Source organism: Haladaptatus salinisoli, from assembly GCF_020614375.1.
GTDB classification, from domain to species: Archaea; Halobacteriota; Halobacteria; order Halobacteriales; family Haladaptataceae; genus Haladaptatus; species Haladaptatus salinisoli.
Genome location: NZ_CP085327.1, coordinates 874,682 through 886,973, shown reverse-complemented (window position 1 = coordinate 886,973; position 12,292 = coordinate 874,682). Strand labels below are relative to the sequence as shown.

10 protein-coding genes are annotated in these 12,292 nt (G+C 68.6%); 9 read left to right on the top strand and 1 reads right to left on the bottom strand.

Annotated features, from left to right (window positions below; translation table 11 throughout):
- Window positions 1–34: 34 nt before the first annotated feature.
- The 3 genes from gatC (at window position 35) to LIX00_RS04920 (ending at window position 2,136) form a co-directional block, all read left to right on the top strand.
- Window positions 35–313: an Asp-tRNA(Asn)/Glu-tRNA(Gln) amidotransferase subunit GatC gene (gene gatC / locus LIX00_RS04930; protein ID WP_227355089.1), complete on the top strand. Its 279-nt coding sequence runs from the start codon at window positions 35–37 to the stop codon at window positions 311–313.
- Entirely contained in the window at window positions 310–1,578 is a 1,269-nt protein-coding gene (gene gatA / locus LIX00_RS04925) for an Asp-tRNA(Asn)/Glu-tRNA(Gln) amidotransferase subunit GatA (RefSeq protein WP_227355088.1), read from the top strand. Before gatC ends, gatA begins: the two co-directional genes overlap by 4 nt.
- 78 nt (window positions 1,579–1,656) lie before the next feature.
- The gene (locus tag LIX00_RS04920) at window positions 1,657–2,136 is read left to right on the top strand and encodes a hypothetical protein (RefSeq protein WP_227355087.1); all 480 of its coding nucleotides are present in this window, start codon (window positions 1,657–1,659) and stop codon (window positions 2,134–2,136) included.
- Window positions 2,137–2,162: 26 nt separating this feature from the next.
- Here the strand turns inward: LIX00_RS04920 and LIX00_RS04915 are convergent, their stop codons facing one another.
- The gene (locus LIX00_RS04915) at window positions 2,163–3,533 is read right to left on the bottom strand and encodes a bifunctional metallophosphatase/5'-nucleotidase (RefSeq protein ID WP_227355086.1); all 1,371 of its coding nucleotides are present in this window, start codon (window positions 3,531–3,533) and stop codon (window positions 2,163–2,165) included.
- Between the two features lie 223 nt (window positions 3,534–3,756).
- Here LIX00_RS04915 and LIX00_RS04910 point away from each other — a divergent pair, with 223 nt between their 5' ends.
- The 6 genes from LIX00_RS04910 to LIX00_RS04885 all read left to right on the top strand — a co-directional run bounded on the left by LIX00_RS04910 (window position 3,757) and on the right by LIX00_RS04885 (window position 12,259).
- Window positions 3,757–5,178, top strand: a complete 1,422-nt coding sequence (locus LIX00_RS04910; protein WP_227355085.1) for a diaminobutyrate--2-oxoglutarate transaminase — start codon at window positions 3,757–3,759, stop codon at window positions 5,176–5,178.
- A 92-nt stretch (window positions 5,179–5,270) separates the two neighbouring features.
- Complete coding sequence (locus tag LIX00_RS04905; protein WP_227355663.1) at window positions 5,271–6,695, top strand: pyridoxal phosphate-dependent decarboxylase family protein; 1,425 nt, start codon at window positions 5,271–5,273, stop codon at window positions 6,693–6,695.
- On the top strand, window positions 6,692–8,467 hold the full coding sequence (locus LIX00_RS04900; RefSeq protein WP_227355084.1) for an IucA/IucC family protein: 1,776 nt from the start codon (window positions 6,692–6,694) through the stop codon (window positions 8,465–8,467). Before LIX00_RS04905 ends, LIX00_RS04900 begins: the two co-directional genes overlap by 4 nt.
- Complete coding sequence (locus LIX00_RS04895) at window positions 8,464–9,057, top strand: GNAT family N-acetyltransferase (protein ID WP_227355083.1); 594 nt, start codon at window positions 8,464–8,466, stop codon at window positions 9,055–9,057. The genes LIX00_RS04900 and LIX00_RS04895 overlap by 4 nt, the downstream gene beginning before the upstream one ends.
- Window positions 9,054–10,442 carry a lysine N(6)-hydroxylase/L-ornithine N(5)-oxygenase family protein gene (locus tag LIX00_RS04890; RefSeq protein WP_227355082.1) on the top strand — a complete coding sequence of 463 codons (1,389 nt, stop codon included), beginning with the start codon at window positions 9,054–9,056 and terminating at the stop codon, window positions 10,440–10,442. The genes LIX00_RS04895 and LIX00_RS04890 overlap by 4 nt, the downstream gene beginning before the upstream one ends.
- 2 nt (window positions 10,443–10,444) lie before the next feature.
- Window positions 10,445–12,259 (top strand): IucA/IucC family protein, encoded by a 1,815-nt coding sequence (locus LIX00_RS04885; protein WP_227355081.1) that lies wholly within the window; start codon window positions 10,445–10,447, stop codon window positions 12,257–12,259.
- The last annotated feature ends 33 nt before the right edge of the window (window positions 12,260–12,292 follow it).

The window sequence follows — 12,292 nt, the reverse complement described above, 5'->3', positions numbered from 1 at the left end:
AACCCTTACCGCTCGTCCGCGGGTTCGTCAACACATGAGCGATACGTCTCCCGGCCCCGACGAGGTTCGGTACGTCGCGCGGTTGGCCCGCGTCGGTATCTCCGACGAGGACGCCGAGCGGTTCGCCGACCAGTTCGCGGACATCCTCGGCTACTTCGAGACGCTGGACGAGGTGCCCGAGGTCGAGCGCGAGTCCGACCTCGCGAACGTCATGCGCGAGGACGAAGTGCGCGACGGTCTCGACCAGGAAGAAGCGCTGAAGAACGCCCCCGAATCCGAGGACGGCTACTTCAAGGGGCCGAACGTCTCATGAGCCACAACGCGTTCATCACCGAGGAGACCATCGACGGCGAGGGGGACGGCCCGCTCGCCGGGAAGACGGTCGCCGTCAAGGACAACATCAGCACCGAGGGCGTCCGAACCACCTGCGGATCCGCGATGCTCGACGACTACGTCCCGCCCTACGACGCCACCGTCGTCAGGAGGTTGAAGGACGCGGGCGCGACCATCGTCGGCAAGGCGAACATGGACGAGTTCGGGATGGGCACGACCACCGAAACGTCAGCCTTCGGCCCGACCGAGAACCCCGCCGCCGAGGGGCGCGTTCCGGGCGGTTCCTCGGGCGGAAGCGCCGCCGCGGTCGCGGCGGGCGACGCGGACCTCGCGCTCGGCACCGACACGGGCGGTTCGATTCGCTGCCCCGCCGCCTTCTGCGGCGTCGTCGGCATCAAACCGACCTACGGACTCGTCTCGCGGTACGGACTGGTCGCGTACGCCAACAGCCTCGAACAGATCGGCCCCATCGCCCCCACGGTCGAGGGGGCCGCCGAACTGCTCGACGTCGTCGCCGGGCCGGACGAGCGCGACTCCACGACGAGGGAGGAGGGCGCGAACGCCGATTACGCGGGTGCGGCGGACGGCGACGTCTCCGGACTCGACGTGGGCGTCCCCACCGAACTGGTGGAGGGTGCGGACGGGGGCGTGGTCGAGCGGTTCCGGACCGCCATCGACGCCCTCGAATCGCAGGGGGCGACGGTGCACGAAGTCTCGCTCCCCTCCGTCGAGCACGCGGTCGAGGCGTACTACGTCATCGCCATGTCCGAGGCGTCCTCGAACCTCGCGCGCTACGACGGCGTGCGATACGGCCACTCAGGCGGGTTCGACGGCAACTGGAACGAGGTGTTCTCGGAGGCCCGCGAGGAGGCCTTCGGCGACGAGGTGAAACGCCGCATCCTGCTCGGAACCTACGCGCTCTCGGCCGGCTACCACGACAAGTACTACAAGAAGGCCCAGGACGCCCGGGCGTGGGTCAAACAGGATTTCGACGCCGCCTTCGAGGACGTGGACGTGCTCGCCAGTCCGACCATGCCGACGCCGCCGTTCGAACTCGGCGAGAGCCTGGACGACCCGCTCCAGATGTACCTCGCCGACGCGAACACCGTGCCGGTGAACCTCGCAGACCTCCCCGCCATCTCGGTTCCGGCGGGCGAGACCGACGGCCTCCCGGTCGGCGTGCAGTTCATCGGGCCGAAGTTCGGCGAGGAGCGCGTGATTCGGGCCGGAAGCGCGCTGGAGTAGCCGAACGGTCGAACCGAACGGTCAAACGATTCTTTCAGTCTTCCGAACGCTTAGGAACGAACGGCGAGTACGACCGGTATGAACCGTCGTACGCTCGTCGCGAGTCTCCCCGCCGTCTTCGTCGGCGGTTGCCTCGGTCGGTCGACGCCGGCGAGCGCGCCCGAAACGACGAAACGCGAACGACCCGGGGAGCGCGAGAAGACCGGAAATAACGAGCCTTCGTTGACCGACTGGGAGCGGTCGACCGACTGCGGGGAGACCCACGACTCGATGCACGACAGCGTCATCAGAGTCGAGCGAGTTCGTTCCGAAATCGGCGACGGGTACGCACCCATCCGTTTCTCGACGCTCTCGTCCGCCGAGAAGGCGATCCTCCGAACCGTCGTCGAGGAGGGGGGATACGGGACGTGCGACCCCTCCGACGCGTTCCATCGGTTCGTCGAGCGCGTCGGAAACCGCGCGGAGCGACAGGCCGAGGATAGACACGCGTACCTCGAACGGGACGGGACCTACTACGGCCTCTACGTCGAACTGTCGGATCAGGTCTTCGTGTACTGAGGGGGACGACGAAGATTCGTCGGTCGTCAGCGAACCGTCGGCGGGTCGAAGTGCGGTCGTCGGATGCGGCCGTCGACGGTCGGGTCGAGTCCGCGCTCGCGGGCGTACTCGACCAGCGCGTCGTGGACGGTTCCGCAGGTTCGAACCGCGTCGTTCCGGTCGAACGACGTGAAGAGGTTGTCCGCCTCCGCGAAGTACTCCGAGACGGCGACCTCGTACCGTCTCTCGGGGTCGAGCGGTCGGCCGTCGACGGTCGCTTCGGACAGCGTATCGTCGCGGTCGTCCCACGTCACGGTCGCGCCGGAGACGTGACCGAACATGTATTGCGGCGAATCGGGGTATCGGTACGATAGCGACAGTTCCCTGAACGCTTCGGCGAGGCGTTCGCCCGGGAGTTCGACCGCGAGGAGGTCGTTGCCGTAGGGCATCAATCCGACGAGGTCGGCGGCCGTGACGGTGCCTTCCAGCGGGTCGCCCGGACGGATTCCCCCGAGCGCGAGGGCGACGTCGGCGTCGGCGCGCCAGCGCTGAGCGTCGACGACGAGGTTGCCGAGGCGACTCTCCCCGGCTTTCCGAGCGCGGTCGTGGCGGAGTACCGGTTCGTCGAGCGTCCCGACCGTCTCGGTCAGGCCGGTCTCGTCCAGCAGGTTTCGGAGGGCGGCGACCACGTCGGCGTCGGGGGTCGCATCGGCGGTGTCGTGGTGCGTCGCGGTCGGTCGCCCCTCGCCGAGTTCCACTTCGAGCAGCGTTCGTCCGAGGTCGCCCGGGCGGGTGAGGAGCGTCCCGTCGACGCGCTCGATTCGCTCCTCGTGCTCGTGACCGCCGAGGACGACGTCGACGTCGAGTTCCGCGAGGTCGGCGTCGTCGCCGCAGTGCGAGAGGACGACGACGTGGTCGGCGCCGCGGTCCCGGAGGTGCGCCGCCGCGTCGCGAACGACCGGCACCGGGTCGAGAACGGTCAGTTCTTCGGCGGCGGGGTTGATGTCCGGCGTTTCCGGGGCGGTCACGCCGACGAACCCGATTCGGCGACCGTCCCGTTCGACCAGCGCGGTGGGGGCGGTGTGCTCCGCGGCGAACCGCTTCCCGTCGCGTTCCACGTTCGCGTTGAGCCACCGCTGCGGCGACTCTCGAACGATCTCCCGGATGGCGTCGAACCCGTGGTCGAAGTCGTGGTTGCCGAACGTCTCGAAGTCCGGCGAAGCGGCGTCGAAGAACGGGAGCGATTGTCTCCCTCCGGTGACGAGCGAGAGGACGCCGGGTCCGGTGTCGTCCCCGGCCCCGCAGACGAACGTTCGCTCGTCGCGCAACTCTTCGATACGTCCCGCGAGGCGACCGATTCGTTCGGGCGAATCGTACGCGTTTTCCACGTCGGCGTACTGTAGGAGGCGAACGACCATTTAGTGACAACGTCGAAACAATACGAGGTAAGTCTTCGGAAGTGGGCCGGTCCCGTTCGGTCGGGGGCGATATCGCCGGTGGAACGGACGTTCCGAACTCGGACGGACGACGATGGTACATCCGGTCGTTCGTCGGTAACTATCGCTTTTCTTTCTTTTAGGGCTGCCTAAAAACCGCAAGCTTTTACTCGGTTTAGGCGAGCCTAAAACCCGTGATGCGCCGATGCAAGCCCCAGGACGGACGAATAGCCGCGGCTCCGCGACTCGATTCGACGGAGGGGTCGCCGTGAGCCGAACCGAGAACGAGCGCCTGCTCGAAAAGCAGGCCCGCCGCGAATCGAACGCGCGAACCTACCCCCGCCACCTCCCGATGGCGATTCGGCGCGCGGAGGGGGTCGAAGTCGAGGACGCGGACGGGAACGTCTACTACGACTGCCTCGCGGGCGCGGGAACCCTCGCGCTCGGACACAACCACCCCGCCGTCGTGCAGGCCATCGAGGAAGTGCTGGACGCGAGCGGGCCGCTGCACGCGCTCGACCTCGCGACGCCGACGAAAGACGGGTTCGTCGACGCGCTGTTCGACAGCCTCCCCGACGAGTTCGCCGACTCGGCGCGGGTGCAGTTCTGTAGCCCCGCTGGGACGGACGCCGTCGAGGCCGCGTTGAAACTCGTCAAGACCGCGACCGGTAACCGCTCGGTTCTGGCGTTTCAGGGCGGCTACCACGGAATGACCCACGGCGCGCTCGGCCTGATGGGCGACACCGACCCGAAGGCGGACGTGCCGGGGACGATGCCCGACGTCCACCACCTTCCCTACCCCTACGACTACCGCTGTCCGTTCGGCATCGGCGGCGAAGAGGGCCGCCGAACCGCCAGTCGGTACGTCGAGCGCGTTCTGGACGACCCGGAGAGCGGCATCACCGACCCGGCGGGGATGGTGCTCGAACTCGTGCAGGGCGAGGGCGGCGCGATTCCCGCCCCGGACGAGTGGACGCGGGAGATACGGCGGACGACCCGCGAGCGAGATATCCCGCTGGTCGTGGACGAGATACAGACCGGACTGGGTCGCACGGGCGAACTGTACGCCTTCGAGCACGCCGACATCGTCCCCGACGCGGTGACGCTCTCGAAGGCGGTCGGCGGCGGACTCCCGCTGGCGGTCGTCGTCTACGACGAGGAACTCGACGCGTGGGAGCCCGGCGCGCACGCCGGAACCTTCCGCGGCGACCAACTGGCGATGGCGGCGGGGCGCGCGACCATCGAACACGTCGTCGAAAACGACCTCGACGCCCACGCCGCGCGGATGGGCGACCGACTGCGAGGTCGTCTCGAAGCGACCGCCGAGGCGTTCGACTGCGTCGGCGACGTTCGCGGACGCGGCCTGATGCTCGGTGCCGAAATAGTCGACCCGACGGCGGAACCGGACGACCTCGGCAGTTACCCCACCGACGCCGACCGCGCGTCGGCCATCCGGACGGCGTGCTTCGAGCGCGGTCTCGTCGTGGAACTGGGCGGGCGACACGGCAGCACCGTCCGGTTCCTCCCGCCGCTCGTCGTCACGAAGGACGACGTGGACGCCATCGCGGAACGCTTCCACGAAGCGGTCGGCGAGGCGGTCGCCGCGAACGAGGTGACCGCCGCGTGAGCGAAGCGACCGAACTCCGGCGCTCGCTCGACGCCCGCGCCGAGTCGCTGTTCCTCGGCGGCGACGGGAGCGCGGACGCCTACCGGACCGCGATGGAGCGGGCGACGGACGCGGTGCTCGACGCCTTCGTCGAGGACGCGACGCCCTACTCGGGCGAGAGCCCCGAATCGCTCCGCGAGCGCCTCGAAGGCGAGGCGATGATTCCGGAGGACGGCGAGGGGGTGGACGCGGCGCTCGACGCGGCGGAGCCGATACTGCGACACTCGGTCGGCGTCTCCGACCCGCGCTGCGTCGCGCACCTCCAGTGTCCGCCGATGGTGCCGGGGCTCGCCGCGGAGGCGATGCTGACGGCGACGAACCAGTCGATGGACTCGTGGGACCAGAGCCCGGCGGCGACGGTGCTCGAAACCCGGATGGTCTCCGAACTCTGCGACCTGTTCGGCTACGACGACGACGGGGACGGCGTGTTCACCAGCGGGGGGACGCAGTCGAACTTCATGGGACTGCTCCTGGCCCGCGACTGGTACGCCCGGGAGCGCTTCGGCACCGACGTTCAGCGGTCGGGACTGCCCCACCGGGCGAAGGCGCTCCGCCTCCTCTGCTCGGAGGACGCCCACTTCACCGCCCGGCAGGCCGCGTCCCACCTCGGACTCGGAGAGAACGCCGTCGTGACCGTCGAAACCGACGAGAAGCGACGGATGAGCCCCGACGCGCTCGACCGAACGCTCGCGGAACTGCGCGAGCGCGAACTGCTCCCCTTCGCGCTGGTCGGCACCGCGGGGACGACCGACTTCGGGAGCATCGACCCCCTCGACGAACTGGCCGACCGCGCCGAGGAACACGGACTCTGGTTCCACGTCGACGCGGCCTACGGCGGCGCGCTGGCCCTCAGCGACCGCCGGAGCGACCTGCTCGCGGGCATCGACCGCGCGGACTCCGTCGCCGTCGACTTCCACAAGCTGTTCTACCAGCCGATAAGCTGCGGCGCGTTCCTCCTGCGCGACGGCTCGCGGTACGAACTCATCGCGCAGAACGCGTCGTACCTCAACCCGGAGGGCGACTCCGCGCCGAACCTCGTCGCCAAGTCGGTGCAGACGACCCGGCGGTTCGACGCGCTCAAACCGTTCGTCGCGTTTCGGGCGCTCGGACGGCGCGGACTCGCGGAGTTGGTCGACGGAACCATCGACCTCGCCGAGGAGGTCGCGACCCTCCTCGCCACCGACTCGGCGTTCGAACTGGTCGCCGAGCCGACGCTGAACGCCGTCGTCTTCCGCTACCGACCGGACGACCTCGACGCGACGGACGAGCGCGTGGGGTGGATAAACGAGGCGATACGCGAATCCCTGCTCCGAGAGGGCGAGGCCGTCGTCGCTCGCACCGAGGTCGACGACGTCGGCGCGCTGAAGTTCACGCTGCTCAACCCCCGCACGACGCTCTCCGACGTCGCGGCCGTCCTCGACAGGGTGGAGCGCCGCGGCGATTCGCTGCGCGCGGTCTCGCCGGGGGTGGAACGATGAGCGACGAGGCGAGCGCCGCCGCCGAGTCGGCGACGCTCCACGCGTTCCTCAACTCCTACCTCCGGGAGACGGGGAACTACGAAATCGTGCGGGACGAGTCGGCGTCGGCGGGCGAGACGGTGGCGTTCGACCTGCCGACCGTCGGCGTCAAACTGCGCGCGCCGCTGTCGTACCGCTCGCCGACGGGGCGACACCTGTTCGACCTCCCGGTCCGGTTCCGGGCGGGCGGCGACTGGAACGACGCGGACTACGCGACGCTGGCGACCCTCGTCACGAAGGAACTGTCGCTCGAACGGTCGGGCGACAACGTCGCCGACGAGTTGCTCCGGCGCGTCCTGTCGAGCGAGCGAGCCACCGAGCGGTTCGTCGCGGCCCGCGCGGACGACCGCGACCGACTCTACGGCACCGAGTTCGACTTCGTAGACGCGGAGCAGTCGCTCGTCTTCGGTCACCTCCTCCACCCGACGCCGAAGAGCCGGCAGGGAATCGCCGAGCGCGACGCGCCGACGTACGCCCCGGAGCTCCGCGGCTCGTTCCCCCTCCACTACTTCCGCGCCGACCCCGCCGTCGTCGCGCAGGAGTCGGCGCGCGAGGGGAGCGCCGCCGAGTGGGTGAAGTCGGAACTGCGCGCCGACCCGGCGGTTTCGGAGTCGTTCCGTCGGGAGCACGTCGAGAGCGGTGACGCGTTGATTCCGGTTCACCCGTGGCAGGCCGAGCACCTGCTGGACCAGCCCCACGTCGAGTCGCTGCTGGCGGACGGGACCCTCGATTACCTCGGCGGTCGCGGGCGTCCCTTCCACCCCACGTCGTCGGTTCGGACGCTGTACTCCCCGAACTCGTCGTTCATGGTGAAGGGGTCGCTCGCGGTGAACATCACCAACTCGGAGCGGACGAACAAGCGCCCCGAACTGGAGCGCGGCGTCGCCATCACCGAACTGCTGACCACCGACCTCGGCTCCGAGTTGCGGTCGCGGTTCCCCGACTTCGACGTGGTGCGCGACCCCGCCTACCTGACCGTCGAGGCCGGGGAGGGGCCGGAGTCAGGATTCGAGGTCGTGCTGCGCGAGAACCCCTTCCGCGGCGACGACGCGAAGAACGCGACGCCCGTCGTCGGCCTCTGTCAGGACCACGCGTTCGGCGGAAACTCGCGGCTCGCCAACGTGGTCGAGGAGATCGCCGACCGCGAGGGGCGGGCGACCGACGCCGTGAGCGAGGACTGGTTCCGGCGGTACCTCGCCGTCTCGATTCGGCCCGTGCTGTGGCTGTACCTGACCTACGGCGTCGGCCTCGAAGCGCACCAGCAGAACGGCGTCCTGACGCTCCGCGACGGCTACCCCGCCGAGTACCGGTACCGCGACAATCAGGGCTACTACTTCGCGGAGTCGACGCGCGATGAGGTGGACGACCTCCTGCCGGGCGTCGCGGAGCGCGCGGACACGCTGGTCGCGGACGCGGTGGCGGACGAGCGAATCCGGTACTACGTCGTGTTGAACAACGCCTTCGGCGTCGTCAACGCCTTCGGAACCGCCGGACTCGCGGACGAGCGCGACCTGCTCGCCGTCCTCCGCGAGGAGCTCGAATCGCTCCGCGAGTTCGACCGCGAGGAGTCCTCGCTGGTGTCGAGCCTGCTGTCCGACCGGCGGCTCCCCTGCAAGGCGAACCTGCTGACGCGGTTCCGCGGCATGGACGAACTGACGGGGTCGCTCGAGAACCAATCCGTTTACACGGAGATTCCCAATCCCCTCGTACGGGAGTTGGAGGTGAGAGCATGACCGGCCCGGCCGGAATCGTCGCGTCGGACTACGACTACCAGACCCGTGACGCCGACATCGGGAAGACCATCTCGTTCCGACGGGCGTCGATGGAGCGCGACCTCGGTCGCCTCCACCGCTGGCTGAACGAACCGCACGTCCTCCCGTACTGGCGATGGAACGACCCGCTCCCGGCGTTCCGGAGGAAGCTCGCGGAGAAGCTGGCGGACGACCACCAGACGCTCTACGTCGGCCACTTGGACCACGTGCCGATGAGCTACTGGGAGTCCTACTGGGCGGCGGACGACGACCTCGCGGAGCACTACGACGCCGACCCCGCCGACCAGGGGATTCACCTGCTCATCGGCGTGCCCGAGTTTCTCGGGCACGGTTACGCGGAACCGCTCCTCCGGGCGATGACCGCCTTCCAGTTCCGCCACGACGAGACCGAGCGCGTGGTGACGGAACCCGACGTTCGCAACGGGAAGGTCATCCACGTCTTCGAGAAGTGCGGCTTCGAACCCCGCCGCGAACTCTCGCTGGACGAGAAGGACGCCCTGCTGATGGTCTGCGAGCGCGAGCGGTTCGAGTCGGAGGTGATGGGTCGATGACGGGCGGAGCGCGGGCCGACGAGGCGAACGCGGACGGGACGCCGAGGACGTACGACGTCGTCGGGATCGGTCTCGGCCCGTTCAACCTCGGCCTCGCCGCGCTGTTGGACGACGTCGACTGCGAGGCGGCGTTTCTCGAACAGAAGCCCGAGTTCGAGTGGCACGGCGGGATGCTCATCGAGGACGCGACCCTCGAAGTGCCGTTCCTCGCCGACCTCGTGACCCTCGCCGACCCGACAAGCGAGCACAGCTACCTGAACTACCTCCGCGAGCGCGACCGCATCTACGAGTTCTACTTCTACGAGACGTTCCAGGTTCCGCGCCGGGAGTACGACGACTACTGCCGGTGGGTCGCGGAGAACCTCGACAGCACGCGGTTCAATCGGCGCGTGACCGACGTTCGGTACGACGGGGCCGAGGAGGTCTTCCGCGTCACCGCCCGCGACCCCGGCGGCGAGACGTTCGAGTACCGCGCGGACGACGTCGTCGTCGGCGTCGGAAGCGTCCCGTTCGTCCCCGAGTCGCTCCGGGGACACCCGGACGAGGACGTGTTCCACTCGGCGTCGTACCTCGACCGCCGGGAGCGGTGTCTCGACGCCGACTCCGTCACGGTCGTCGGGTCGGGCCAGAGCGCCGCCGAGGTGTTCCTCGACCTGCTCCGGGAGCAACCGGAGGCGGACTATCGGCTGGACTGGCTCACGCGCTCGGAGGGCTTCTTCCCGATGGAGTACTCGAAGCTGGGACTCCAGCACTTCACGCCGGAGTACACGCGGTACTTCCACGACCTGCCCCAGGAGACGAGGGACGACGTGCTGCCCGAGCAGGACCTGCTGTACAAGGGCATCGACGAGGGCACCAGCGAGGAGATATTCGACCTGCTCTACGAGCGCTCCGTCGGCGACGCCGACCCCGACGTCGGCATGCTCGCCACGACCGAGGTGGAGGACCTCGAGCGCACCGGCGACCGCTACCGCCTGACCTGCGAGCAGTGGCAGGAGGGCGAGCGGTTCGCCCACGAGAGCGAGGTCGTCGTCCTCTCGACGGGCTACCACCGCCCGACGCCGCCGTTCCTCGCCGGCATCGAGGACGCCATCGACCGCGACGCGAAGGGTCGACTTCGCATCGACGAGAACTACGAGGTCGAGTTCGACGCGCCCGGCCGCGTGTTCGTCCAGAACGCCGGCCTCCACGCCCACGGCGTCGGGACGCCCGACCTCGGACTGGGCTGTTACCGGAACGCGACCATCATCGAATCGCTGGTCGGGGAGGAGGTGTACCCGGTCGACGAGGACACCGTCTTCCAGGACTTCTCCGTCGAGCGGTTCGTCTCGAACGCGCCCGACAGCGAGCGATTACGAAACGCATTCCCGCTGCAGGAGGACTGACCATGCAGGAACTCACCACCACCGACGACGGAATCGAGTACGAACGACTGCGGAGCGCGCTGACCCCGGACATCTGGGCGGCGGTCGGTCGGCGACTGCTGGCGAAGATGCTGGCTGAGTTCAGCTACGAGGAGCTCGTCGCCCCCGAGCGAACCGAGGACGGGCGATACCGCATCGGATTGACCGAGGGCATCGAGTACCGGTTCGAGGCCGAGGAGCGGCTGTTCGACTGGCTCAGCGTCCGCCCCGAGTCGATAGCGCGCCGAGGGGCGGGCGACTGGGAACCCGCGACCGACCCCGTTCGATTCCTCCTCGACGCGCAGGAGACCGTCGGCGTCTCGGACCTGACCGCGGGCCACCTGATTCGGGAGTACCGGAACACGATGCTCGCCGACGCGCACGTCGAAGCGAGGGCGCGCGAGCGAGACGAGTTCGACCCGACGGAACTCGACTACGCCGAACTCGAGGGCGAGATGACCGGTCACCCGTGGATAACGTACAACAAGGGTCGCCTCGGCTTCGGCTACGACGACTACCTCGAGTACGCGCCGGAACGAAAGCGACCGACGACGCTTTCGTGGGTCGCCGTCTCCCGGGACCGGGCGACGTTCAGCGCCGTCTCGGGACTCGACCACGAGTCGCTGGTCGAGGGCGAACTCGGCCGCCACCGCGAGCGGTTCCGGGCGAAACTCGAATCTCGCGGGCTCGACCCGGACGACTACTACCTCCTCCCGGTGCACGAGTGGCAGTGGGACGACAGCATCGTCCAACTGTTCGCCGACGAGATCGCGTCGGAGAACGTCGTTCCGCTCGGCGAGGGGCCGGACGAGTACCTCCCCCAGCAGTCGATTCGGACGTTCGTGAACGTGGACGAGGAGGAGCGCCACCACGTCAAGGTGCCGATGCGCATCCTCAACACGCTCGTCTACCGCGGCCTGCCGGGCGAGCGCACGGAGGTCGCGCCGCTTGTCACGGAGTACGTGAAGGGCGTCCGCGACGGGGACGAGTTCCTGCGCGAGGAGTGCGACCTCGTCCTTCCCGGCGAAATCGCCGGGCTGAACTACGACCACCCCGATTTTTCCGAACTCGACGGGTCGGCCTACCAGTACGACGAACTGCTCGGCTGCGTCTGGCGCGAGAGCATCTACACGTTCCTCGACGACGACGAGCGAGCGGTCACGCTCTCGGCGCTGATGCACGTGGAGGACGGAACGCCGTTCCTCGAATCGCTCGTCGAACGGTCGGGGCTGACGACGGAGGAGTGGCTCGACGAACTGTTCGAGACGGTGCTCCCGCCGCTGCTCCACTACCTCTATCGCTACGGGACGGTGTTCTCCCCGCACGGGCAGAACGCCATCCTCGTGCTGAAGGACGGGCGGCCGCACCGCCTCGCGGTGAAGGACTTCGTGGACGACGTGAACGTCAGCGACCGGCCGCTCCCCGAACTCGAATCGCTTCCCGAGGAACTCCGGGGCGTCCTCCGCGCGGAACCGCCGGAGGGGCTCTGTCAGTTCATCTTCTCCGGGCTGTTCGTCTGCGTCTTCCGGTACGTCGCGGACGCGCTGGAGACGCACTCGGACTACCCGGAGGAGCAGTTCTGGGCGCAGGTTCGGGGGGCGGTGCTCGACTACCAGTCCCGGTTCCCCGAACTCGAAGACCGCTTCGAACTGTTCGACCTGCTCCGCCCCGAGTTTACGAAGCTCTGTCTGAACCGGAACCGACTGCTCGAGTACGGTTACGAGGACGCCGACGGTCGCCCGCACGCCTCCGAGCACGGGACGGTGCCGAACCCGCTCCACGAGGTCGCGGAGGAGTAAGCGCAGCGGAACGAGGTGCGGAGCAGGTACCGG